The organism is Marinobacter sp. Hex_13 (assembly GCF_001566815.1).
Lineage (GTDB): Bacteria > Pseudomonadota > Gammaproteobacteria > Pseudomonadales > Oleiphilaceae > Marinobacter > Marinobacter salarius.
Map to the genome: position 1 here is coordinate 1 of NZ_LSMM01000059.1, position 24,563 is coordinate 24,563.

At 58.5% G+C, this 24,563-nt stretch carries 22 protein-coding genes and 1 other RNA gene; 19 read left to right on the top strand and 4 right to left on the bottom strand.

Features of this window, described 5'->3' with window-relative positions:
- Window positions 1–101 precede the first annotated feature (101 nt).
- The 3 genes from AXW11_RS14875 to AXW11_RS14885 are packed head-to-tail and all read right to left on the bottom strand — an operon-like array spanning window position 102 to window position 3,021.
- Window positions 102–692: an SIS domain-containing protein gene (locus AXW11_RS14875; protein WP_036203719.1), complete on the bottom strand. Its 591-nt coding sequence runs from the start codon at window positions 690–692 to the stop codon at window positions 102–104.
- Between the two features lie 2 nt (window positions 693–694).
- Entirely contained in the window at window positions 695–1,069 is a 375-nt protein-coding gene (locus AXW11_RS14880) for a YraN family protein (RefSeq protein WP_091644094.1), read from the bottom strand.
- A 20-nt stretch (window positions 1,070–1,089) separates the two neighbouring features.
- Complete coding sequence (locus tag AXW11_RS14885; protein ID WP_228301529.1) at window positions 1,090–3,021, bottom strand: penicillin-binding protein activator; 1,932 nt, start codon at window positions 3,019–3,021, stop codon at window positions 1,090–1,092.
- A gap of 99 nt (window positions 3,022–3,120) precedes the next feature.
- On the opposite strand from AXW11_RS14885, the gene rsmI reads away from it, so the two are divergent.
- The 18 genes from rsmI to lpxC all read left to right on the top strand — a co-directional run bounded on the left by rsmI (window position 3,121) and on the right by lpxC (window position 22,818).
- The gene (gene rsmI, locus AXW11_RS14890; RefSeq protein ID WP_051946585.1) at window positions 3,121–4,011 is read left to right on the top strand and encodes a 16S rRNA (cytidine(1402)-2'-O)-methyltransferase; all 891 of its coding nucleotides are present in this window, start codon (window positions 3,121–3,123) and stop codon (window positions 4,009–4,011) included.
- A gap of 65 nt (window positions 4,012–4,076) precedes the next feature.
- Window positions 4,077–4,438, top strand: an RNA gene (gene rnpB, locus AXW11_RS14895) — RNase P RNA component class A.
- A 306-nt stretch (window positions 4,439–4,744) separates the two neighbouring features.
- A complete protein-coding gene (gene mraZ / locus AXW11_RS14900; RefSeq protein ID WP_007154587.1) occupies window positions 4,745–5,197 on the top strand; it encodes a division/cell wall cluster transcriptional repressor MraZ in 453 nt (150 codons plus the stop codon).
- Window positions 5,194–6,174: a 16S rRNA (cytosine(1402)-N(4))-methyltransferase RsmH gene (gene rsmH, locus AXW11_RS14905; RefSeq protein WP_041335944.1), complete on the top strand. Its 981-nt coding sequence runs from the start codon at window positions 5,194–5,196 to the stop codon at window positions 6,172–6,174. Before mraZ ends, rsmH begins: the two co-directional genes overlap by 4 nt.
- Before the next feature lie 2 nt (window positions 6,175–6,176).
- Complete coding sequence (gene ftsL, locus AXW11_RS14910; protein ID WP_007154585.1) at window positions 6,177–6,584, top strand: cell division protein FtsL; 408 nt, start codon at window positions 6,177–6,179, stop codon at window positions 6,582–6,584.
- A 30-nt stretch (window positions 6,585–6,614) separates the two neighbouring features.
- Window positions 6,615–8,354, top strand: a complete 1,740-nt coding sequence (locus tag AXW11_RS14915; RefSeq protein ID WP_091644099.1) for a peptidoglycan D,D-transpeptidase FtsI family protein — start codon at window positions 6,615–6,617, stop codon at window positions 8,352–8,354.
- Window positions 8,355–8,358: 4 nt separating this feature from the next.
- Window positions 8,359–9,843 carry a UDP-N-acetylmuramoyl-L-alanyl-D-glutamate--2,6-diaminopimelate ligase gene (locus AXW11_RS14920; RefSeq protein ID WP_041335947.1) on the top strand — a complete coding sequence of 495 codons (1,485 nt, stop codon included), beginning with the start codon at window positions 8,359–8,361 and terminating at the stop codon, window positions 9,841–9,843.
- Window positions 9,840–11,231, top strand: a complete 1,392-nt coding sequence (locus AXW11_RS14925; RefSeq protein ID WP_091644102.1) for a UDP-N-acetylmuramoyl-tripeptide--D-alanyl-D-alanine ligase — start codon at window positions 9,840–9,842, stop codon at window positions 11,229–11,231. The genes AXW11_RS14920 and AXW11_RS14925 overlap by 4 nt, the downstream gene beginning before the upstream one ends.
- On the top strand, window positions 11,216–12,301 hold the full coding sequence (gene mraY, locus AXW11_RS14930; protein WP_007154581.1) for a phospho-N-acetylmuramoyl-pentapeptide-transferase: 1,086 nt from the start codon (window positions 11,216–11,218) through the stop codon (window positions 12,299–12,301). The genes AXW11_RS14925 and mraY overlap by 16 nt, the downstream gene beginning before the upstream one ends.
- A 14-nt stretch (window positions 12,302–12,315) precedes the next feature.
- Window positions 12,316–13,656, top strand: coding sequence for a UDP-N-acetylmuramoyl-L-alanine--D-glutamate ligase (gene murD, locus AXW11_RS14935; protein WP_041335950.1), 1,341 nt, complete (start codon window positions 12,316–12,318; stop codon window positions 13,654–13,656).
- A complete protein-coding gene (gene ftsW, locus AXW11_RS14940) occupies window positions 13,656–14,858 on the top strand; it encodes a putative lipid II flippase FtsW (protein WP_036203744.1) in 1,203 nt (400 codons plus the stop codon). Before murD ends, ftsW begins: the two co-directional genes overlap by 1 nt.
- Window positions 14,851–15,936: an undecaprenyldiphospho-muramoylpentapeptide beta-N-acetylglucosaminyltransferase gene (gene murG / locus AXW11_RS14945; RefSeq protein WP_091644104.1), complete on the top strand. Its 1,086-nt coding sequence runs from the start codon at window positions 14,851–14,853 to the stop codon at window positions 15,934–15,936. Before ftsW ends, murG begins: the two co-directional genes overlap by 8 nt.
- Window positions 15,929–17,374 (top strand): UDP-N-acetylmuramate--L-alanine ligase, encoded by a 1,446-nt coding sequence (murC, locus tag AXW11_RS14950; protein ID WP_091644107.1) that lies wholly within the window; start codon window positions 15,929–15,931, stop codon window positions 17,372–17,374. The genes murG and murC overlap by 8 nt, the downstream gene beginning before the upstream one ends.
- Window positions 17,367–18,344, top strand: coding sequence for a D-alanine--D-alanine ligase (locus AXW11_RS14955; protein ID WP_091644110.1), 978 nt, complete (start codon window positions 17,367–17,369; stop codon window positions 18,342–18,344). Before murC ends, AXW11_RS14955 begins: the two co-directional genes overlap by 8 nt.
- The gene (locus AXW11_RS14960; protein ID WP_036203755.1) at window positions 18,337–19,176 is read left to right on the top strand and encodes a cell division protein FtsQ/DivIB; all 840 of its coding nucleotides are present in this window, start codon (window positions 18,337–18,339) and stop codon (window positions 19,174–19,176) included. Before AXW11_RS14955 ends, AXW11_RS14960 begins: the two co-directional genes overlap by 8 nt.
- Before the next feature lie 36 nt (window positions 19,177–19,212).
- Window positions 19,213–20,448 (top strand): cell division protein FtsA, encoded by a 1,236-nt coding sequence (ftsA, locus tag AXW11_RS14965; RefSeq protein WP_007154574.1) that lies wholly within the window; start codon window positions 19,213–19,215, stop codon window positions 20,446–20,448.
- A gap of 101 nt (window positions 20,449–20,549) precedes the next feature.
- Window positions 20,550–21,707, top strand: coding sequence for a cell division protein FtsZ (ftsZ, locus tag AXW11_RS14970; RefSeq protein WP_007154572.1), 1,158 nt, complete (start codon window positions 20,550–20,552; stop codon window positions 21,705–21,707).
- 196 nt (window positions 21,708–21,903) lie between these two features.
- The gene (lpxC, locus tag AXW11_RS14975) at window positions 21,904–22,818 is read left to right on the top strand and encodes a UDP-3-O-acyl-N-acetylglucosamine deacetylase (RefSeq protein WP_007154571.1); all 915 of its coding nucleotides are present in this window, start codon (window positions 21,904–21,906) and stop codon (window positions 22,816–22,818) included.
- 11 nt (window positions 22,819–22,829) lie between these two features.
- Here the strand turns inward: lpxC and AXW11_RS14980 are convergent, their stop codons facing one another.
- On the bottom strand, window positions 22,830–23,276 hold the full coding sequence (locus AXW11_RS14980; protein ID WP_036203758.1) for a DUF721 domain-containing protein: 447 nt from the start codon (window positions 23,274–23,276) through the stop codon (window positions 22,830–22,832).
- A 293-nt stretch (window positions 23,277–23,569) separates the two neighbouring features.
- On the opposite strand from AXW11_RS14980, the gene AXW11_RS14985 reads away from it, so the two are divergent.
- Window positions 23,570–24,523 carry a M23 family metallopeptidase gene (locus tag AXW11_RS14985; protein ID WP_036203762.1) on the top strand — a complete coding sequence of 318 codons (954 nt, stop codon included), beginning with the start codon at window positions 23,570–23,572 and terminating at the stop codon, window positions 24,521–24,523.
- Window positions 24,524–24,563: the final 40 nt, after the last annotated feature.

Here is a 24,563-nt window from a genome sequence, read left to right on the forward strand (position 1 = left end):
ACGATGACTCGGCTTCAGAGCCGACCATGAACCGCCGTGGTACGGAACCGTATGCCCGGTGGTGTGAGAGGACGGGGGAGGTAACTCCCCCTCCTACTCGATTATCCGCCGAACAGTTTTTCGTCGATCAGTCCGCACAAGGCGTTGATAATCACTAGCAGGATAGGCGTTGCAGCCGTCGGGGAAAGGTTATCCAGGGCGATTTCGTGGTCCTCCGGGTGAAGCAGGGAGGTGATGTCGGTTTTCTCCTTGGCACTCAGTACTACCACATTCATTTCTCTGTCGTGCGCGGCCTGTATGGCCTGGATCAGGTTGGCCTTGTGGCCGTCGTCCACAATAACCAGGAGCAGATCGTTGGCTTTGCCAATAGCGCGAACCTGTCTTGAAAAGGTGTCATTGAAGCGATTGTCGCGACAGATTGCGGAATAGGTTGTCGCATCCGCTCCCAGATTGATGGCGGGCAGTGCCGGTCGGTCGTGCTCAAAGCGGTTGAGCAGCGCAGTGCAGAAGTACTGTGTGAGTACGTTGGCATTGCCGTTGGCGCAGGTAATGATCTTGCCATCATTCAGTAGCGTGTTAACCAGTGCGTCTGCGGCGCTCTCAATGGCCGGTGCCGTCAGGCTGGCGGCGTGGGCCGTGTGTTCCATGTGGTTGGCAAACCACTGGTTTATCTGTTGTTCGGTATCCGTCATAGTCAGACCTGAATGGCGTTTTTTATCCATTGTATCCGGTATTTTTTGCGATCGCCCGGTGCGATTGCGATTACGTCAATTCTTGCGTTCGCATTCCACAGCCCATGCCTGTGGAGGTAAAACGAAGCGGCGCGGATAAGGCGCTTTTGCTTCGTGGGAGTGATGGATTCGGCTGCGCCGGTCAGGCTACCGCTTCCGCGGTATCGCACCTCGAAGAAAACCAGCGCATCACTGTCCCGGCCGATGAGGTCAATTTCGCCCCCGCGACTGAACACATTGCGTGTCAGAATAGTGACGCCTCGCGTCTGAAGGTAGCGCGCGGCAACGCCCTCGGCATGGTCCCCGGTGGCTTTTCGAGTTCCTGTGCTGCCATCCATGGCATAAGGTGTCCTGGTTGTTAATTTGGATTGGAGGCGCTTTCCATAGCGGGGGCGTCCGATTCTGTTTCTTCAGGTTCCAGTGATGGCAATTGTTCTGGCGTTCCTTCGCTGAATCGGGCCCAGAGCTGTTCCCGGTGAATGCTGCCTTGCGGCGTCATGGTCAGTACCCCGGTCTGGCCGTCTATCGTGGCGCCATCGACCTGCCTCAGTAATGGCAGTCGTTTGCTCAGATTCCAGGCATCGGCCCCCATGGCGAACAGGCGGCCAAGCTGACCCCGGACATCAGGCATGGCTTCCTTGACGATGTCGCGAAAGCGGTTTTTCTTTTCAAGAACCCAAGGCGTGTCGGTAAAGGTGACGCCGTTCAGGTCCCGGTCCCTCGATGGGTCCGGATTACCTTCGTAGACCATGGAGGGTGAGTAAACGGGCAGATCGCCGCCAAAATAGAAGGCGAATAATGGTTTGAACTGCCGAGCGACGGTTGGCTCCGCCACCATAACGATGCCGTCGGCATCCTGGCGCCGCCGGGGCTCGAATTCAACGTCAATGCCGGCAGTGCGTTCTACGTCTATGGCCCGATCGCGGGATACTGTGATGCCAAGCAGGTCGGCAGTGACGGCACGGAGATTGTCCTCGCGGAAATAGCGCTCAATATCCAGGGCGATGCCTCCATTCTCTGCCAGCTGGTCCAGCAGGGCAGTTTCCAGTCGGTCCCCCCAATTCCCCGTTGGGATCAGCACAAGAATCTGATCGATACCCTCTGCATCAAGACGGTTGGCAATTTGTCTGGCTTCGTCTTCTGCTGACAGCCCGAACTGGTAGAGTCCGTCAGGAGCTGTAACCTCCCGTGGCAGATAGTTCAGGCCAAGAACCGGCACGGGCAGAGTCGACATGTCGCCGAGTGCTGCCAGGGACTCTTTTTCCAGGGGGCCGACAATCAGGTCCTGTTCCTCTTTGGTCAGTTCGTCATAAAGCGAACGAAAGTTCTGATCCGAGGTGTCGACGACTCGAATGCTGATTTTTCCGCGCTCCGCTGAGTCGTCCTCGTAGTAGGCGGCGAAAAAACCATCGCGGATGGCAGCGCCCGCACTCGACAGTGGGCCGCTGAGCGGCAATGCCAGGGTGATTCTTTCGGGCTGGCTCTCTGCAAGGCTTGCAATCAGTTGCAGTTCAGCCGGTAAGGCCCCGGCGGCGGGGTGGTCGGGCCAGTTGTTCTGCCAGTTGCGGATCATTCTTCCCTGTTCGTCCAGATTGATGCCCGGCTGCCGGAGAATGCCTGCCAGTTCAAGCCAGCCCTGGGCTTCATAGCCAATCGCTCGGCCTTTTCTGTCGGCGAGCTGGGTGTCTGAGGTCTGTTTCAGGTTCTTCCAGATGTCGTCATGGATAGATTGCGTATTGGCTTCTGTGTCCGCTCCGGACAGCAAGATCAGGGTAATGGCCGCCGCAAGGTTGTCTCCGGCAAGCCGATAGGTTTGCTCTTGCAGTCTTGCGGCGCGGTTAATCAGGTTTCTTTCATAATTAAGGAAATGATCTGGCTCTATGCCAGATACAATGCTTTTCGCCCAATCGCCATCCTCAAGCGCAGTGGCGCTGGCCATGGCTAGCAGAAGCCGTTGGTTTTCTGTGGCCTCAGTGGTCGGCGAGAATTGCTTGCTTTGAAGCAACTTCCTGGCGGCCCGGTGTTCGTTTTGACCCTGGAACCTGTCCGCTGCTCTCAACAGGTAAGCCTGTGCGCTTTGTCGGTTGGTTTCGCTGGCAGCGACTTCAAGAGCTTCTCCGGCGGTTTTGGCAATGTACGATTCCAGGTTCACGCTTGCGCAACCCGCAAACAGCACCGTCGTGGCCAGGAGAATGGTGATGGTTTTCAGGTTCTGGCGGTATTTGGTCATGGCTGGCTCACAATACTCCGGGTTATTACGCTTGTGGCGCCGGGTAATCGGCGGCATCATGCCGGGAGCCCTGGTGCCCGCCGGGCTTCCCATTAATGGTTTGATTTATCAGGCCGCAAGTTTAACAGCTCCCGCGTGAATTCACATGACGTTGGTGTCATGCGCAGGGGGCAAAGAGAGGGATGTGTGAACTCAGAAAGCGAGCTGCCGGAACAGGCTGGCACCCTGTATATCGTTGCCACACCAATTGGCAATCTGGACGATCTGTCTACCAGGGCCGCGGCGGTTTTGTCGCGGGTGGCCGTGATTGCCGCCGAGGATACACGGCATAGTGGCCGGCTATTGCAGCACCTGGGTATCAGCAAGCCAATGATGGCCTTGCACGAACACAATGAGCGGGACAGGGCTGGCCAGGTTCTGGGCAAGCTTGCGGCCTGCCAGGATGTGGCTCTGATTTCCGATGCGGGGACGCCGCTGATCTCTGATCCGGGCTTTGTGCTGGTAAGGGAGGCTCGGGCTCGGGGTTATCGGGTTACTCCGGTGCCTGGTGCCTGTGCGCTCATTTCGGCGTTGAGCGCGGCAGGGCTGCCGACGGATCGGTTTTTGTTCGAGGGTTTTCTGCCCTCCAAGTCCGGAGCGCGCAAGGCTGCCCTGGACCGCCTGGCGAGGGAATCCGCCACATTGGTGTTTTACGAGTCGCCCCACCGTATTGTCGATACGGTGGGGGATATTGCGGAGGTGATGGGAGCAGAGCGAGAGCTCGTGCTGGCCCGGGAGCTGACCAAAACGTTCGAGACTTTCTATGCAGGGGCGGCGGCCCATGTCAGGCAAACTCTGGAGGCGGACCCCCATGGCAGTCGTGGCGAGTTCGTGGTGATGGTGCGTGGCGCGAGCGCAGAGGAGTTGTCGGTGGGGGCGGCAGAGGCGGACCGGGTGTTGGCGTTGCTGCTGACAGAGTTGCCGGTGAAAAAGGCGGCGAAGCTGGCATCGGAGTTAACCGGAATCTCCAAGAACGAGCTGTATCAGCGAGCGTTGTCTCTGAAGGCCTGATCTCAGGAAGTCACTGGTTCGCGGTTTTTCTTGCCTGCCGCTGCAGGCTGGAGTATGGTCTCGCCCGAGCTCGCCAGACAGTCGCCGCCGGTTTTACCGGGGGAGGAAAGTCCGGGCTCCACAGGGCAAGGTGCCAGGTAACGCCTGGGCGGCGTGAGCCGACGGAAAGTGCAACAGAAAGTATACCGCCTAAGTGGCCGTGACATGTTCGCGGGCACCGGTAAGGGTGAAACGGTGCGGTAAGAGCGCACCGCGTGACTGGCAACAGTTCACGGCGATGGTAAACCCCACCTGGAGCAAGACCAAATAGGAATCCTATGGCGCGGCCCGCGCTGGATTCGGGTAGGTCGCTTGAGGCCTGCGGTGACGCAGGCCCTAGATGAATGACTGTCCCAGACAGAACCCGGCTTACCGGCGAGCTCATTTTTATTTCTCCGCTTGATGTGACATTTGTCATTCTCACCAGCAAGCTTTTATAGCCAAAAAATCTTAGAGTTCACTTGCCATCTTCAGAACTGACTGCAGGTGATTGATTTTTAGGTTTTTCTTTTCCGTAATCTCCAGTTCTTGACCAATCTTGTTCTGTAACCTCTTGTCGTGAAAGGAACTTTTCCTGGTGTGGCGCTGTTCGCGGCGCTTGCATTGTGTATTGCGTGTTTCTATAGTGTGCACAAGTGGGAAAAAGTGGTTTCTAGTGGTTATTTGTGGTTTCTGAACCCCGGAATTGGTGCTAATGAGCAATTTTCTTGGCAGTCATGCCATCAATATGGATGCAAAGGGTCGCTTGGCGATCCCCGCCAGGGTGCGCGAAGAGCTCGCGCATGCCTGCAGTGGCCGCATTGTATTGACGGCCAATGCCGATGAAGAGCGCTGTTTGCTGATGTATCCGGAACCGCAGTGGGAGGCGTTAAGGCCACAAATTGAAGCACTTCCCAATATGAATAAAGCTGCCCGCAGGCTGCAGCGACTGCTGCTGGGCCATGCCACGCCTTTGGAGCTGGACTCGGCGGGGCGCATTCTGGTGCCACCCACGTTGCGCAGTTATGCGCGCCTGGAGAAGAAATTGATGCTGATTGGTCAGGGCAAGAAGTTGGAACTTTGGAGCGAAGAGCGTTGGTTCGCTTGGCTTGACGAGTCATCGGATGAAGACGAAATGCCGCCGGAAATGGAGGCGTTGTCGCTATGACAGCCGGCCGCGGGCAGGAGCCTGCCGGTCAGTACCGGCACCGTTCCGTGCTCCTGGACTCGGCGGTGGACTTGCTGGTCAACGATCCGGATGGCGTTTATGTCGATGGCACCTTTGGTCGCGGAGGTCACAGCCGGCTGATTCTGGGGCGGCTTGGGCAGGGCGGGAAGGTGTTGGGTATCGACAAGGATCCGGACGCAATTCAGGTGGCCCGAGACCTGTCAGCGAGCGATGCTCGGTTTCAGCCATTTCACGGCTCGTTTGCGGAACTGGGCGCCGCCGCTGAAGCCCAGGGGTGGATGAAGGTTAATGGTGTTTTGCTGGATCTTGGTGTTTCATCCCCGCAGCTGGACGATGCCGCCAGGGGGTTCAGCTTTATGCGCGATGGGCCACTGGATATGAGAATGGACCCCGGGCAGGCGCCAAGTGCGGCGCAATGGTTGGCCGAGGCGGACGAAAAAGACATCGCGAACGTGATCTGGCGATACGGCGAGGAGAAATTCTCCCGCCGTATCGCTCGTCTTGTTGTGGAGCGGCGTAAGGAGGCGCCGCTGGAAACCACGCGTCAACTGGCGTCGTTGGTCAGTGAGGCGGTGCCGAAAAAAGAAAAGCACAAGCACCCGGCCACCCGGACGTTCCAGGCAATCCGGATTTTTATCAACCGGGAGCTGGAAGATCTGGAGCTTGGGCTCAATGCCGCTGTTGAAAAGCTGATGCCCGGTGGAAGGCTGGTGGTTATCAGCTTCCATTCGTTGGAGGACCGGCTGGTCAAACGCTTTATGCGGGACTTGGCGCGCGGGCCGAGATTGCCAAAAGGCGTGCCGGTGACGGCGGAGCAGGAAGCATCGGCGTTTCGGTTGATCGGCAAGGCGAACAAGGCGGATACAGAAGAAGTGAGCGACAACGTGCGGGCGAGGAGCGCGGTTATGCGTGTACTTGAACGGATACCGGAACAACACAAGTTAGGGAGCGCGTAATCATGGGCGCGGTAGCGATTGAACAGCCAACAAAAACAGCGCGACTGAACAGAAAACGTGTCAGGGACGGCGTTGCCACTGCGGTCAGGTTGTCGAACCAGGTCTTTACCGCACTTCAGCAGAAGCGCGTGTTGATCACCGTGGGTTTGGTGATGCTGTTGATTGTGTCCTCGCTGGGCGTTGTTGTCAGTGCCCATGAGAACCGTGAATTGTTCAACTCCTTATCTCAGCTGCAGGAACAGCGTGACAACTACCAGCGTGAGTGGAGTCAGTTGTTGCTGGAGCAGAGTGCTTTGAGTGCCCACGGACGGGTAGAGCAACTGGCCTCCGAGCGTTTCGGAATGGTCGTGCCAGGCAAACAGGATATCGTTCTGGTGCCGTTGATGGCGCCGCTCGTCGGGTCGCGTTAAGCGAAAACAACAAACCGTAAGGTGAAGACAGTGTCGGACCAGGGAAAAACAGCAACATGGGGCCAGCGACTGGCTGCCGGGCTTGGGGCCTGGCGGTACGGCACCGTGTTGGGCGTTTTTCTGTTGGTTGTCGGTGCCCTTGCCTGGCGGTTGGTGGATCTGCATGTGGTGGACAACGAGTTCCTGCGTAAGCAGGGCGATGTGCGCACCATTCGGGTGGAGAGCATCGATGCCCATCGTGGTGTAGTGACGGACCGGCACGGCGAATCACTGGCGGTGAGCACTCCAGTCCAGACCATCTGGGCGAATCCGTCCGAGATCGACGCGGATGAGCCGCGACTGACCAATGTCGCGCGCCTGTTGGGCCTTCAGGAGGCCAGGCTGCGCGAGCGGCTGCGTAAGTATTCGGGCCGCGAGTTTATTTACCTGCGCCGTAAGCTTCAGCCAGAAATTGCTCGGCAGGTGCTGGCAATGGGTATTCCGGGTGTTTACAGCCGCCAGGAGTACCGTCGTTACTATCCCGCTGGAGAGGTGACGGCTCATGTGGTCGGGTTTACGAATATCGATGAAAGCGGTCAGGAAGGTATCGAGCTGGCCTACAACCAGTGGCTGAGTGGTGAAAGTGGTCGCAAGCGGGTTCTCAAGGACAACCGTGGCCGTGTGATCAAGGATCTGACGTTGATCCGCGACGCGAAGCCTGGTCGCAACCTCGAACTCAGCATTGATTTGCGGCTCCAGTATCTGGCTTATCGGGAGCTGAAAGCCGTTGTCGGCGCGCACGACGCCAGGGGTGGCACTCTGGTGATGCTGGACGTGGACACCGGCGAGGTATTGGCCATGGTGAATCAGGGCTCCTACAACCCCAACGACCGCAGCCAACTGAGCCCCGACCGTTTACGGAACAAGGCTATTACCGATCTGTTTGAGCCGGGGTCCACGATGAAGCCTGTTTCCATGGCTGCAGCACTGGAATCGGGGAAGTTCAAGGCTTCCAGCACCATAGACACAGCGCCGGGGTACCGGCGCTTTGGTCGTTTCACGATTCGTGATCACCGGAATTATGGGGTCATCAGCCTGACTGACGTGATTGCGAAATCCAGCAACGTCGGCATTAGCAAGATCGCCACCGAGTTGGGTGGTGACACTATCCGCGATCTTTATGCCCGCCTGGGGTTGGGCCAGCCTACCGGTATCGGGTTCCCTGGTGAGGCTGTTGGCGTGTTGCCGGCACCACCAAAGTGGCGCCCCGTCGAAGAGGCAACCCTGTCTTATGGGTATGGCATGAGCGTCAATGCGCTTCAGCTGGCGCAGGCATACATGGTTTTGGCCAATGGCGGAATTCGCTACCCGTTGAGTCTGTTGAAGGCCGATGAAAAACCCGTTGGGGAACGAGTTCTTTCCGAAGACGTCTCATTCCAGATCAGGGAAATGTTGCGAGAGGTGGTCGAGAACGGTACCGGAAAGCGCGCTCAACCGGGATTCTATTCCGCCGGTGGTAAAACCGGCACGGTACACCTGGTGGGTAAGAATGGGTATGAGGATAGCCAGTACAAGGCGATATTTGCCGGTATGGCTCCCATCGACAATCCGCGGATTGTCACAGTCGTGGCTGTCGATGCACCCCAGTCCGGCGAATACTACGGTGGCGAAGTGGCTGCACCCGTATTCGCCCGGGTGATGGGAGATGCATTGCGGCTGCTGAACGTAAAGCCGGAACTGGAGCTGGGCGACGCAAAGGCGCCGCGTCTGGCATCCGGGGAGCGGGGTTAGGGTTATGTGTATTACATCACTCAGCACCTTGTTGCAGGGAATCGCACCGGTACCGTCGGTGTTTGATGTCACAATCCACGGCCTGAAGACCGACAGCCGTGACGTCAGGTCGGGCGACGCGTTCGTTGCCCTGGCCGGTGCCCGAACACCCGCCGACCACTACATCGAACAGGCGATCGGTGCGGGTGCCACCGTAATCCTGTTGGAGTCAGCGCAGCCGGATGAATGCTACGAGCATGAAGGTGTTCTTATCGTTCCGGTGACGATGTTGCGCGCTCACCTCGGGAAGCTCGCGGATCGATTTTTCGAGCATCCCTCCCAACGATTGCGCCTGATTGGCGTGACCGGGACGAATGGCAAGACGTCAGTAAGCCATTACATAGCGACATTGCTACAGGAAACCGGCACACCATGCGGCGTTATCGGCACCCTCGGCTATGGTATGCCCGGTGCGCTGCAGGAAGGTACACACACCACGCCGGATGTCGTGCAGGTAAACCGCGTACTGTCGAAAATCATCGCCCAGGGTGGACGCGCGGCGGCGATGGAGGTCTCTTCACACGCACTCGAACAGGGGCGGGTCGACAACCTGACCATGACCGGCGCAGTGTTTACCAATCTTACCCGGGACCACCTGGACTACCACGGTTCCATGGATGCATACGGAGCGGCGAAGGCCCGTCTGTTTCATCGCGAAGAGCTGCATTTCGCGGTCATCAACTTCGATGATCCGTTTGGAAGGCAGCTCTATGAGAAGCTTGATGGCAAATGTGACCGTGTCCGTTACAGCCTGCACGAGGCCCAGACCGAGCTCTGGCTAACGGAGTTCGCACCATCCATTGACGGTTTTAGCGCAAGTGTGGACGGGCTGTGGGGCAGGTTTGATGTGTCCGCCCGGGTTTTGGGTAGCTTTAACGTCAGCAATATTCTCGCAGCCATGGCAGCCGTGCTCAGCCTGGGTGTGCCGGTAGAGCGGGTTCAGCAAGCGGTTGAGCGGTTGTCGCCCCCACCGGGACGGCTGGAGCCCTTCGCCGGCAGTAACGATGTGCGCGTTGTTGTGGATTACGCCCATACCCCGGATGCCCTGAACAGTGCACTTGCCGCCTTGCGCCCGCATGTTGGCGGGCGGCTTTTCTGTGTATTCGGCTGTGGCGGCGACCGCGACACCGGTAAGCGGCCAGAGATGGCCCGGGAAGCGGAAAAAGGGGCCGATGTCGTGATCGTAACGGACGACAATCCGCGCAGTGAAGACCCGGATGCCATTACCGCCGACATCGTTGCCGGATTCGAGCGCCCGGAACAGGTCGCGGTTATCCATGATCGTGCTGAGGCGATTCGCCAGGCCATTCACTCTGCTGTGGCAGGAGACATTGTACTGATTGCCGGAAAGGGCCACGAAGCATGGCAGGAAGTGGCAGGCCAGAGATTTCCGTTCAGCGACGCTGAGCAGGTGCGACATGCGCTGTCGCTGAATGGAGGTGTCGCATGATGCAGTCATTCGCGCTGGCCGATGCCGTCAACTGGCTTGGCGGTACTGTGGCAGTGGGCAATCTGGAAGGCTTGAAGTTTGACGGTGTCTCGACCGACACGCGCCGAATCGCCAGCGGAGACGTGTTCGTGGCGCTTCGGGGTGAGAACTTCGACGGGCACGATTATCTGGCTGTGGCTGAGAAGGCTGGAGCCGTGGCTGCTGTTGTAGACAAGCCAGACCCGAGCCTGGGGCTTCCGCAGATCCGGGTTTCGGACACGATAGACGCATTGGCACAACTGGCCCTGGCCAATCGCAATGCCAGCACCGCGCGTTTTGTGGCGATCACCGGTAGCAGCGGTAAGACCACGGTACGCGAAATGGTGGCCGCGATTCTTTCGCAGGTGGGTAATACCCTCGCCACCGAGGGCAACCTCAATAACCACATTGGCGTTCCCCTAACGCTGTTCAGGCTGTCACCGGAACACCAGTTGGGCGCGATAGAACTCGGAGCCAGCGGCCTGGGGGAAATAGCCCACACCGTCAATGTTGTTCGGCCGGAGGTGGTCATCCTCACCAACGCCGGGCAGGCGCATCTGGAAGGGTTTGGCGGTTATGACAACGTGGTGCGCGCAAAGGGTGAAATCATTGATGGCGCGCCAGCATCCGGTCTTGTGGTCCTGAACAGTGATGACCCGGCCTTCGATCTATGGCGTCAGCGGGCGGGCCAGCGTCGGGTCGCAGGTGTCAGTGGCCGGGCAAGTGAAGGGGCTGATTACGTCCCCGAAGATATCCGCTGCGATGGCGATGTCCGGCAGTTTCGTGCACAGGGGCCGGACGGCTGGTCTTGTGACATCCGCCTTTCCCTGCAGGGCGAGCACAATATCACCAATGCATTGTTGGCGATTGCCGCTGCACGCGAGTTGGGTGCAGGCGATGAGGCGATAAAGACGGGGCTGGCGGCTTTGAAGCCGGTAAAGGGGCGCCTGCAAATGATGGCGCTGACACCGAAACTGACCGTCATCGACGACAGCTACAACGCCAACCCTGCCTCCATGAAAGCCGCTTTGGATGTGTTGGCTGCGCGACCGGCCGGCCGTGTGGCTGTGTTGGGGGCGATGGCTGAGTTAGGGCAGGACAGCTTAGTTCTGCACAGGGAGGTTGGTGAGTTCGCCAGGGCGAGGGGCATCGAAAGGCTGATCGCTGTGGGTCCTGGCTGTGAAGGATATGTTGAGGGTTTCGGAGACGCCGCTGAGGTGTGTGCGAGCCATGACGACGCCGTGCGTCGTCTGTTTGAGGGGCCTGCCGAGTCACAGACGGTACTGGTCAAGGGTTCTCGCAGTTCCGCCATGGATCGCGTGGTGGAGGGAATACAAGAAAAGGTGGGTAACGCATGCTGCTCTGGCTGACAGAGGCTCTTTCACAGTACTTTTCCGCGCTGACGGTTTTCCAGTACCTGACCGTCAGGGGGATCTTTGGGGTGTTGACGGCCCTTTTGATTTCCCTGCTGATCGGCCCGGTGATGATTCGCAAACTCAGCCAGTACCAGATCGGGCAGGCGGTTCGTGACGACGGCCCACAAACGCATCTGAGTAAAGCCGGCACGCCGACCATGGGTGGTGCGCTGATTCTGGTAGCCGTCGGGGTCAGCTCATTGCTGTGGGCGGACCTGAGCAATCGGTATGTCTGGGTGGCGATTCTGGTCACGCTTTTGTTCGGTGCGATTGGCTGGGTGGACGACTACCGCAAAGTGGTGGAGCGCAATCCGAGAGGACTGCCTGCTCGCTGGAAATATTTCTGGCAGTCAGTGATCGGGGCGACGGCGGCGGTCGTGTTGTTCATGAGTTCCGCACTGCCCCAGGAAACGTCGCTCTACGTGCCATTTTTCAAGAACGTATCGCTGACCCTGGGGCCGGTGCTGTTCATCCTGTTGAGCTATTTCGTGATTGTGGGCAGCAGCAACGCGGTGAACCTGACCGATGGCCTGGACGGGCTGGCCATTATGCCGACGGTGATGGTGGCGGCGGCGCTGGGCATCTTCGCATACGTGTCTGGCCATGCTCAGTTCGCCGATTATTTGCTGATTCCTCATTTGCCGGGCACCGGCGAGTTGATTGTATTTTGTGGCGCGCTCGTGGGTGCCGGCCTGGGATTTCTGTGGTTCAACACCTATCCGGCGCAGGTGTTCATGGGGGATGTGGGCGCGTTGGCGCTTGGCGCGGCGCTGGGTGTCGTGGCCGTGATCGTACGGCAGGAAATCGTATTGTTCATCATGGGCGGCGTGTTCGTTATGGAAACCGTCTCCGTGATTCTGCAGGTGGCGTCCTTCCGGCTTACCGGCCGGCGGATATTCCGCATGGCGCCGCTGCATCATCATTTTGAACTGAAGGGCTGGCCGGAGCCGCGCGTTATCGTGCGCTTCTGGGTTGTCACTGTCGTGTTAGTACTGGTTGGCCTGGCCAGCCTGAAACTGAGATAGGGAAGCAAAGCACCATGGGTGTCATCGTTTCAGATCGTCGAACGCTGGTTGTGGGGCTCGGTAAAACCGGGCTCTCCTGCGTGCGCTATCTGTGCGAAAAAGGCCGCGATGTTGCCGTGGCTGATAGCCGCCTGTCGCCGCCCGGCCTGGATGATCTAAGGGCCGAATGGCCGGACCTGCCCGTGTACCTGGGGGAGTTCGATGCTGACCTGTTTGCCGGCTTTAACGAACTGGTGGTCAGCCCCGGGATCAGTGTTGCCGAACCGGCCATTCGGGTGGCAGCCGATAAAGGGGCTGTTATTCGCGGTGACATTGACCTGTTCTCGGAGGTAGCGGACGCGCCGATCATCGCCATTACGGGGTCCAATGGTAAAACCACGGTGACCACGCTGGTCGGAGAGATGGCGAGGGCCGCTGGCCGCCGCGTGGAAGTCGGCGGCAATATCGGCACTCCGGCGCTGGAGCTGCTTGGTCGCGGTGCCGACCTCTATGTCCTGGAGTTATCGAGCTTCCAGCTCGAAACCACCCGGGAACTGAATGCCCTGGCGGCCACGGTGCTGAACGTCAGCGATGATCACATGGATCGCTACCCGGACAAGATGGCCTATTTCCAGGCCAAACAACGAATTTTCAACGGCTGCCAGAACGCCGTGGTCAATCTGGACGATGCCCTGAGCACGCCCATGGCGAGGGACAACCTCCGGTTCCTGTGTTTCGGTTTTCACCGTGTTAACCCGGATACGTTCAGTACCCGCGATGACGATGAAGGTACCTGGATTACCTTCGGCTTTGACAATCTGCTGTTGGCCGAGGAATTGGGCCTGATGGGCCAGCACAATATCAGCAATGTGATGGCGGCACTGGCACTTGGACACGCTGCCGGATTACCGATGGACGTGATGCTGGAAACGGCCAAGCGTTTCAAGGGGCTGCCGCATCGGTGCGAATTCGTTCGGCGGGTGAGTGATGTCGACTACATCAATGACTCCAAGGGCACCAATGTGGGAGCGACGGCCGCCGCCATTGAAAGCCTGGTGCCAGCGGGTGGAAAGATCGTGTTGATTGCCGGTGGTGAAGGCAAGGGCGCTGATTTCTCATTGCTCGCTGAACCCGTGGCAACTCATTGTCGCGCGGTTGTACTGATCGGCACTGATGCTGAGACCATCGCCACCGCCTTGGGTAATCGGGTGGAGACGGTCAACGCCGCTGACATCGCAGGCGCTGTCCATACGGCAAGAAAACTGGCCCAACCGGGTGACAGGGTGCTGTTGTCACCTGCCTGTGCCAGTTTCGACATGTTCCGCGACTACGGGGATCGTGGCGATCGTTTCCGTCAACAGGTGGAGGGGCTGTGATGCACGCTGACCTGTCCCTCACCAGTCATCACGGTTTGTTCCGTGATCTGCGCCCGCTGCCCCTACTGATCATCAGTTCCGCTGCGTTGCTGGTCATGGGCATTGTGATGATTTCTTCCGCCTCCATGGACATGGCGGCGGAAACCATGGGCAACAGTTACCACTATGTGATCCGTCAGCTCATTTTTGCCGGCATCGGCTGCGTACTTGCGCTGATTGCCGTCAACGTGCCGATCTCCTGGTGGGAGCGCAGCGGGTGGCTGTTGCTCGGGGTCGGTTTGCTGTCACTGCTTCTGGTGCTGACGCCCCTCGGGCGTACGGTGAATGGCTCCACCCGCTGGATCTCGTTCGGGCTGTTCAATGTTCAGGTGTCGGAAATTGCCAAGCTTTGCCTGATTGCCTATCTGGCCGGCTACGTCGTGCGTCGTCGGGATGAGTTGCTAAACACCTGGCCTGGGTTCCTCAAGCCGTTGGGCGTGCTGGGTATTGCCTCGGTGCTGCTGGTTATCGAGCCGGACTTCGGTGCCACGGTGGTACTGGTTGCTGCATCAGCCGGCATGATTTTCCTGAGTGGCGTCCGGCTTAGCCGGTTTATGCCGCTGATTGGCGTGTTGGTGGTGATGGGCTCCGTGCTGGTATTCACCCAGCCCTACCGGTTGAAGCGGGTTGTGAGTTACCTCGACCCCTGGAAAGACCAGTTTGATACCGGCTACCAGCTAACCCAGTCGCTGATTGCGTTCGGTCGTGGCGACTGGGCGGGTACCGGGTTGGGGAATTCGGTACAGAAACTGTTCTATCTGCCGGAGGCCCACACCGACTTTATCTTCGCGATCATCGCGGAAGAATTCGGGCTGTTGGGGTCGCTGATGGTCCTGGGCCTGTTCACCGTACTGGTGGTGACCGGATTTGTGATTGCGAGAAGGGCCGAGAAAGCGGGCATGCCGTTCGCCGCGTGCTTCTCCTATGGCATTACTTTGCTGATTGGCTTGCAGGCCGGTATCAATATGGCGGTCAGTACGGGCCTACTGCCTACCAAAGGGCTGACCTTGCCGCTTGTGAGCTATGGCGGTTCCAGCCTGATGATTACCGCTGTCTGCATTGGTGTGCTGGCACGGGTGGAGATGGAGAGGCTGGACCGCGAAAAACTGGCCAGCGAAAAGACCCGTAAACCAGCGGCCAGGGGAGGTGCGGTTTATGACTGATAAACGTCGCTTTCTGATGATGGCTGGTGGCACCGGTGGCCATGTTTTCCCTGCCCTGGCAACGGCGAGACAGCTGCAGGACAAGGGGCATGAGGTTTTCTGGTTGGGTTCTCGTGGTGGTATGGAAGAGCGACTGATCGGCGAAACCGACATACCACTGTCGCTGATCCAGGTCTCCGGGCTGAGGGGCAAGGGTCGCCTGGCTTTGTTGATGGCGCCGTTCCGGCTGATGCGCGCTCTTGGCCAGGCCTTTACGATCGTTCGCACCATCCGCCCACATTGCGTCATCGGCATGGGTGGCTTTGTGACCGGTCCTGGCGGTCTCTCCGCCTGGCTGAATCGGGTGCCGCTGGTAATTCACGAGCAAAATGCCATTGCCGGAATGACCAACCGCATTCTGGTGCGCTTCGCTCATACCGTGTTGGAGGCCTTTCCCGGGAGCTTCGGCACGACTGTGGTAACCCGCTGTACCGGCAACCCGGTCAGGCAGGACCTGGCCGAGCTCGCCGAACCCGATCAGCGGATGTCCGGTCGGGCGGGTGCGCTGCGGTTACTGGTGGTGGGCGGCAGCCTTGGTGCCCAGGTATTCAATCGCACGTTGCCGGCGGCATTGGCTCAGTTGCCGGAAGCCGAACGGCCAACGGTGCGCCATCAGTGTGGCGAGAAAAATATCGAGGAAGCCGGTGATGCCTACCGTGACCACGGCGTGGATGCATCGGTGGAGCCGTTTATCAAAGACATGGCAGAGGCCTACGGCTGGGCCGACATTGTGCTCTGCCGGTCTGGTGCGCTCACCGTTTCTGAGTTGTGTGTTGCCGGCGTAGGCGCCGTGCTGGTGCCGTTCCCCCATGCCGTGGACGACCACCAGACCCGGAACGCACAGCAAATGGTTAATGCGAAAGGCGCCATCCTGATCCCGCAGCCAAAGCTGTCGGTCGATCTGCTGGCGGAAACCCTGACCGATCTCGGCAAGGACCGCCGCCGGATTCTGGACATGGCGAAGGCCGCAAAGACGCTGGCTCGCCCCGATGCAACGGAGAGAGTCGTGAATTACTGTTTGGAGGCCGCAAATGGCTGAATCCACAAATCCCCCGCTGGTCTATCAGGTGCCCGAGATGCGCCGTATCCGCAATATTCATTTTGTGGGGATTGGCGGTGCTGGCATGAGCGGTATTGCCGAGGTCCTGAAGAACCAGGGCTACGATGTGTCCGGCTCTGACATTCGTGAGAGTGCCGTGACAGACCGGCTGACCGGCATGGGCGTTGAGGTGTTCATCGGGCATCGTGAGGAGAACAGTGCCAGTGCTGACGTGGTTGTGGTGTCGTCTGCGGTAACGGGTGATAACCCGGAAGTATCGGCGGCTCGCAGCCGACGGGTGCCGATCGTGCCCCGTGCAGAAATGCTGGCGGAGATCATGCGCTATCGCCATGGCATTGCCGTGGCTGGCACTCACGGTAAAACCACCACCACCAGTCTGATTGCATCGGTTCTGGGAGAGGCTGGCCTGGATCCCACCTTTGTGATTGGTGGCAAGCTCAATAGCGCCGGAACCAACGCGCAGCTTGGCGGCTCCCGCTATCTGGTGGCTGAGGCCGATGAAAGCGATGCCTCATTCCTTCACCTGACGCCGGTGATCTCGGTGGTGACCAACATTGAAGCCGACCATATGGACACCTATGGCGGAGACGTTGGGCGCCTGAAACAGACATTCGTGGATTTCCTCCACAACTTGCCGTTTTACGGCGTTGCGGTGATGTGTGTGGATGACGGCTTTGTGCAGGAAATCATCCCCAGGATTTCCCGCGCCATCATTACCTATGGCATCGATAATCCGGATGCCGACTACCGGGCGGAAAACATTGAATCCGATGGCCTTCGGACTCGGTTTGTCGTTCGCCGCCCGGGTGGCCGTAGTGATTTGGACGTTGAACTGAAAATGCCCGGTCGCCACAACGTACTGAATGCCCTGGCGGCTATTGCAGTGGCCACTGATGAGGGCGTGGATGATGCCGCCATCTGTCGGGGCCTTGCAGGTTTTGCCGGGGTTGGACGCCGGTTCCAGGTCTACGGTGATTACAACACCCGCAAAGGCACTGTCACCTTGATTGATGACTATGGGCACCACCCCACGGAAGTGGAGGCCGTTATCCGGGCGGCCCGTGATGCCTGGCCGGATCGCAGGCTGGTCATGCTTTATCAGCCGCACCGCTACACCCGTACCCGGGATCTCTATGAGGATTTCGTCAGGGTACTTTCGGACGTGGACGGGCTGTTGCTGATGGACGTGTATTCAGCGGGTGAGCCGGCGATACCGGGTGCGGATGGTCGTGCATTGTGTCGCAGCCTGCGGCAGCGAGGCAGCGTGGAGCCGCTTTTTGTGGAAGAAAACGGAGAGATCGAAGCCCTGCTTGCCAACACGTTACAGGACGGCGATCTGCTGATTACACAGGGCGCGGGTGATATAGGCGGAGTGGCTGCGCGACTGGCAGCTGCAGGAGTGATTGCGGATGAGTGAGATGGCCAGGACTGTAGATTCACAAGGTTATCAGGCCGATCCGGAGACGCTGAAGGCACTGGGACGGGTGGCTGTCTTTATGGGCGGTGATTCCGCCGAGCGTGAAGTGTCACTGAAAAGCGGACAGGCAGTACTGTCGGCACTGGTATCCGCCGGAGTCGACGCCTATGCCGTGGATGTACGCGGTTGTTTGCTGAAAACCGTGGAAGAGCCTGAGTTTGATCGGGTTTTCATTGCCCTGCACGGGCGCGGCGGGGAAGACGGCACGATTCAGGCCATCCTGTCCCAGGCCGGTATTCCCTTTACGGGAAGTGACGTTCTGGCCTCTGCGCTTGCCATGGACAAGCTGCGCAGCAAATACGTGTTTGAAGGCTGCGGACTGCCAACTCCGAAATTCCGTGCCATGGGTTCCGTGGAGGAAGCCGGCAGCCTAGTACAGTCGCTGTCGTTGCCGCTGAGCGTAAAACCCTCGCGGGAAGGCTCCAGCATTGGCATTCGCAAGGTGAACAGTGAACAGGAGCTGATTGAAGCATATACGCAGGCAGCCGCACTGGACCCTCTGGTTCTCGTCGAAGAATGGATTGAAGGTCCCGAATTTACCGTCAGCCTTCTGCAGGATCAGGCGCTGCCGGCCATTGGCTTGAGTACAGACCACGTTTTCTATGACTACGACGCCAAGTACCTGGCCGACGACACCCGCTACCAGATCCCCTGCGGGCTGGACCCGGACAGCGAGCTGAAGCTCCAGCATCTGGCATTGGATGCGTTCAGGGTGCTCGGCTGCCGAACCTGGGGCCGGGTAGACATCATGCAGGACCGCCAGGGTGAGTTCTGGATTCTGGAAGTGAACACAGTCCCTGGAATGACTGACCACAGTCTGGTGCCCATGTCGGCTAGGGCGGCCGGTATCAGTTTCGAGGAACTGGTTGTGAGGATCCTCATGGACACCTTGGAGGCTGGCGATGCTTGAAAAGCTGCTGATCCGGAGCCGGGCGGTACCGTCCGACCCACCGAAGCGCAGGGGAGCTACCTCTCTTGGGCCTGAGCGGGACCGGTTTGGTTTGCTGAGAGCTGTATTGTCCGCCGTGCCCTGGGGGCAGGCGCTCATGGGAGCGGGTATTGTCCTGCTGGCGGCATTGGTTCCCTGGGGAACCAGCGAAGTGCTGAGCGCCATGGATCGTCAGGTCATGGCCATCGACGTAAAGGGCGAACTGGTGGGTGAAAACCGTACAGCGCTGGAGCGCAGTGCGGGCAAGTGGATAGGTCGGAGTTTCTTTGCCACGGATCTCTCTGACATCAAGGAGAGCCTGGAGCAGCGCCCATGGGTGGAGTCTGCAGCGGTCAAGCGTGTATGGCCGGACCGGCTGCAGATCGACGTTCGCGAGAAAAAGCCATTGGCGTACTGGAACAGCAACCGGCTGGTGAGCCGCAACGGAGAACTGTTTGCGCCGCCTAACCCCGAAGTGGCCGGGCGACTGCCTCGGCTGGCCGGCCCGGATGAGCGTGTGAAGGAAGTGATTGATATGGCAAGGACCATGTCGGATACGCTCACCGGTCATAATCTCGGGTTTGCCGGGTTGAGTCTTGAACAGCGCGGTGCCTGGACGCTGACCCTTGCCAACGGCATCGAAGTGGTTCTGGGCAGGGATCAGGTTGAGGCGCGTTTTGAACGCTTTGTCACGGTTTATCAGGAACGGCTGGCGTCGCGTTCAGACGAAGTCAGACGGGTGGATGCCCGCTACAGCAATGGGGTGGCGGTTCAGTGGAAGCCGTCAGAAACGGCCTCGCGGACAAAATCATAGCAACGCTAAATTCAGACCTACGGTTTGGTGGAACACATGTCATCGGTTGAAACGGAAAACATGATTGTCGGCCTCGATATCGGAACCTCGAAAGTGGTTGCGATCGTCGGCAAGCGCAAAATGGACGGGACCATTGAGGTGGTGGGTATCGGTTCCCATCCCTCCCGCGGGCTCAAGCGTGGCGTGGTGGTCAATATCGAAACCACGGTCCAGGCGATACAGCGTGCGGTGGAAGAAGCCGAACTGATGGCGGGTTGCCGGATTCACTCGGTCTACGCGGGTATTGCCGGCAGCCATATCAAGAGCCTCAACTCCCACGGCATTGTAGCGATCCGTGACCGGGAGGTGACCCAGGCTGACATTGATCGGGTGATTGACGCCGCCCAGGCGGTGGCGATTCCGGCGGACCAGAAGATCCTTCACATACTGCCGCAGGAGTTTGTGATCGACAGCCAGGAGGGCATCAAGGAGCCCATGGGAATGTCCGGCGTTCGCCTGGAGGCCAAGGTTCACCTCGTCACCTGTGCGGTGAACGCCGCCCAGAACATCGAAAAATGCGTGAAACGCTGCGGCCTGGAAGTGGATGACATCATCCTGGAGCAGTTGGCCTCCAGTCACGCCATCCTCACCGAGGATGAAAAGGAACTGGGTGTCTGCGTGGTGGATATTGGCGGTGGTACCACCGATATCGCGGTGTTCACCGGTGGTGCCATTCGGCACACGGCGGTCATTCCTATCGCTGGTGATCAGGTCACCAACGACATCGCCATGGCCCTGCGGACACCCACGCAGAATGCCGAGGAAATCAAGATCAAATACGCCTGCGCCTTGACTCAGCTGGCCGGCGCGGATGAAACCATCAAGGTGCCCAGTGTGGGTGACCGGGCGCCACGGGATTTGTCCCGTCAGGCGCTCGCCGAGGTGGTGGAGCCGCGCTACGAAGAGCTGTTCACCCTGGTGCAGTCTGAACTTCGTCGTTCGGGATTCGAAGACCTGATCCCGGCCGGCATCGTGATTACCGGCGGTTCCTCCACCATGGAAGGCGTGGTGGAACTGGCCGAAGAAATCTTCCACATGCCGGTAAGGCTGGCCTGTCCGCAGGCGGTCTCCGGTATGACGGAGGTAGTCAACAACCCCATCTACGCCACGGGCGTTGGGTTGTTGATCCATGGCTTCCGCCAGATGGATCTGGGGCGGGCGCCGGCGCTTAAGGGTGAAGATGCACCCACGCTGTTTGAGCGCATGAAAGCCTGGTTTACCGGTCACTTCTGACGGCGAGCCGGGAGAAGACATACACGAAGGTATCTCGAAAATCATAATCTCGAAAAATCAGTCTGGAAAAGGCTGATAAACAGCACGAAGGAGTAGGGGAAATGTTTGAACTCGTCGATAATGTCCAGCAAAACGCTGTCATTAAAGTAGTAGGCGTTGGCGGTGGTGGCGGCAATGCCGTTCGCCACATGCTCAACAGTGATATCGAAGGCGTGGAGTTTATTTGCGCCAACACCGACGCTCAGGCCCTGACGGACCTGGATGCACGTCAGATTATTCAGCTTGGCGGCAATATCACCAAAGGGCTGGGTGCCGGTGCCAACCCGGAAGTAGGGCGTCAATCCGCTCTGGAAGACCGTGATCGCATCGCCGAGTCGCTGAAAGGCGCCGACATGGTGTTCATTACCGCCGGCATGGGCGGCGGAACCGGTACCGGTGCCGCTCCGGTTGTGGCTGAAGTGGCCCGGGAAATGGGTATCCTGACCGTTGCCGTTGTTACCAAGCCATTCATGTTTGAAGGTGGCAAGCGCATGAGTGTGGCGGAAGCCGGCCTCAAGGAGCTGGAGGAAACCGTTGACTCGCTGATCACCATCCCCAACGAAAAGTTGTTGGCGGTGATGGGTAAGAAAACCAGCCTGCTGGACGCGTTTGGTTCAGCAAACGATGTGCTGTTGGGGGCGGTTCAGGGTATTGCTGACCTGATTACCCGCAACGGTATGATCAACGTGGACTTCGCCGACGTAAAAACCGTTATGTCGGAGATGGGCAACGCCATGATGGGTACGGCGCGTGCCACTGGCGAGAACCGCGCCCGCGAAGCTGCAGAAGCCGCTGTTCGAAGCCCGCTTCTGGAAGACATCAACCTGCAGGGTGCCAAGGGTATCCTGGTCAACATCACCGCAGGTATGGATCTCAACCTGGGAGAATTCTCTGAGGTTGGCGACATTGTTCGTGAATTCGCTTCGGATTCCGCCACGGTGGTCGTGGGTACCGTGATTGATCCGGAAATGACTGACGAACTCAAGGTGACGGTGGTTGCGACCGGCCTGGGCGGTGACCGCGAGAAGCCGACCAAGGTGGTGGACAACACCCGTAGCCTGGATGGCACAACGGATTACAACCAGCTTGACCGTCCGGCCGTTCTGCGTCGTCGCGCCGTGGCTCACGGCAATGTGGCGATTGATCAGAGCAAGGACAGCGAGGAGCAGGGAGTCGACTATCTCGATATTCCCGCATTCCTTCGCCGTCAGGCTGACTGATAATCTGTTGCAAATGTATTCGGTAATGGAACCTTTGCGACCGAATTACGTGTGCTGACTATCAGTCCGGACTTGTGCCGGGAGGCCAATCAAAGGTTAACGATTGGTTAAATGGTATTCAGTCTTACTTTCTGGTATTCTCCGGGCAGAATTTTGCCCAGACTATATCGCTTTTATGTGACGGAAATATGTACCGATGATCAGACAACGGACACTTAAGAACACCATCCGCGCCACCGGCGTTGGCTTGCACTCGGGGGAGAAAGTGTATCTGACCCTGAAGCCCGCTCCGGTGGACTCGGGGATCGTTTTTCGCCGTACCGATCTTGACCCTGTGGTTGAAATCCGTGCCTGCGCGGAAAACGTTGGTGAGACCATGCTTTCCACGACACTGCTGAAAGACGGTGTCCGGGTTGCAACAGTGGAGCATTTGTTGTCAGCCATGGCTGGTCTCGGGATTGATAACTGTTTCGTCGAGCTCAGCGCCGCGGAAGTGCCCATTATGGACGGCTCTGCCGGTCCGTTTGTGTTTCTTCTGCAGTCCGCCGGTATTGCCGAGCAGGACGCCGCCAAGCGTTTCATCCGCATCAAGCGCGAAGTAACGGTTGAAGAAGGTGACAAGAAGGCGACTCTGCTGCCTTTCGAAGGCTTCAAGGTCAGCTTCGGTATCGACTTTGACCACCCTGTCTTCAAGGGGCGCGCCCAGACCGCAACCGTTGACTTTTCCAGCACGTCGTTTGTGAAGGAAGTCAGCCGCGCACGGACGTTTGGTTTCATGCGTGATATTGAAAAGTTGCGTGCGATGAACCTGGCGTTGGGCGGAAGCGTTGACAATGCCATCGTCGTTGACGATTACAAAATCCTCAACGAAGACGGTCTGCGTTACGACGACGAATTCGTCAAGCACAAGCTGCTGGATGCCATCGGTGACCTCTACCAGTTGGGCAACAGCCTGATTGGCGAGTTCCGTGGTATTAAATCCGGCCACGACCTGAACAACAAGCTGCTGCGCAAGCTCAGGGCAGAAGAGGATGCGTGGGAAGTGGTGACCTTCGACGACGAGGCCGCTGCCCCGATTTCCTACATGAAACCTGTGCTGGCGGCGGGCTGAGGCAGGACGCCTTAATCCCGGACGTGGCTTGCGAGTTTTTCGAGAACCTCGCGTAATTGTTTGTCCTTCGTGTGCCCGGCTTCCTCTTTGAGGAGCCGGGCATTTTCGTTACTGAGGGGCGTCATTTTTGCTTTCGGACGCTCGCTGAATCGCGGCGGAGCGACCTTGACCTTGAGTTTCCAGACGAAACGGAACAGCTCCTGTTTGCGAAGTTCTTCCATGATTTCATGCTGGCGGAAACGAATCTGGCTGGCGGTGGTGGCTGCCGTAGCCGACAGGACCAGCTCCCCGTCACGGCAACTGACAAACCGTGTGCCTTTGGCAAGACTTTCCGGAAGCGCAGCGAGAACGAGTTGTTCCGCCTGAGTATGATGCTGGGCTTTTGCCATCAGTTCACGCAGGGTTGAAGCCCTGGAGAAGCTGTCCGGAGTCAATTCGAGGTCGGTTTTCTTTTTCATGGCAATCAGTAATTCTCGACGACAACGGTAACGATTGGTTACACTTCGGCACGGTTAATAGGCAGAGCCTGTATTACACTCGTTTTACATTGTCTGGTGTGTGTATGTCCACGGGCGGCTGCTATTTTATTAAACGTAGTCGTTGCAATGGATAGCACGTGCGTTTTCAGACGCGATTTATGCTGCCCAGGATTGAGTAGTCGGATAGGAAATCCGCAATCTGGCAAAGGATGCCCCGGCAGGCCCAGTCAGAACACTCTGGATGCAACACTACAGGATCAGGTTGCGTCCACATGAAACCAGAAGACGATATGAACATTATCCTCGTTGGCAAACGCCATGGGAAATCCCGCACGGTTTCGGTAAACGCCCCTGTCCTGGCAGGCGCGGTGTTATTCGTGACTGCACTGTTGGTACTGGCGGGCTGGTCCGGCTATAAGGTGGCGGTGAGCCAGATTGAACCGGCGGAGCCTGCAGAATCGGAATTGGTCGCTCAGTGGCAATCCCGGCTGGGCGAACAGAAGATAGAGCTGGCACGGATCGAGCAGAACGTCCAGCAGCAGGTTGATGCCTTAACGCTGCGGCTGGGTGAGATGCAGGGGCGTCTGCTCAGGCTTGATGCCCTCGGGCAGCGTTTTCTGGAGTCGGGCCTGGTGGCCAGCGACGAATTCGACTTTGATCAGCCAGCTGCCGTCGGTGGCCCCGAGGAAAGTCTTGATGGCGACTCTTTCACCGCGCCAGAACTGACCAGCATGATTGATCAGCTTGCCCGCCGCATTGAAGATCGGGAGCAGCAATTGCGCATGCTGGATATGGTTACTTCCCGCCAGAAACTCGAGAAAGAGCTCTTCGTGGAGGGTCGTCCTATTACCTGGGGTTGGCTGTCCTCGAAATACGGCTATCGTTCCGATCCGTTCACCGGTAAGCGTACCTGGCACGCCGGTGTGGACCTGGCTGGCAAGGAAGGTAGCGACATTATCTCCGTGGCGGGTGGCGTGGTCACTTATGCCGACGAGCGCTATGGCTACGGCAACCTCGTTGAGGTGGACCACGGCGATGGCCTGGTAACCCGCTACGCCCATGCCAAGACCATCAAGGTCAAAGTGGGCGACGTTGTCCAGAAGGGGCAGGTGCTGGCTCTGATGGGCAGCACAGGCCGTTCCACCGGGCCTCACGTGCATTTTGAAGTAATCCGCAACGGCAAATCCGAGAATCCGGAAACCTACATCAAACGAGCTAGCCGCTAGCCGCTTGTAGAGGCGCCTGTGAGGGCGCCTGATCTCTTCC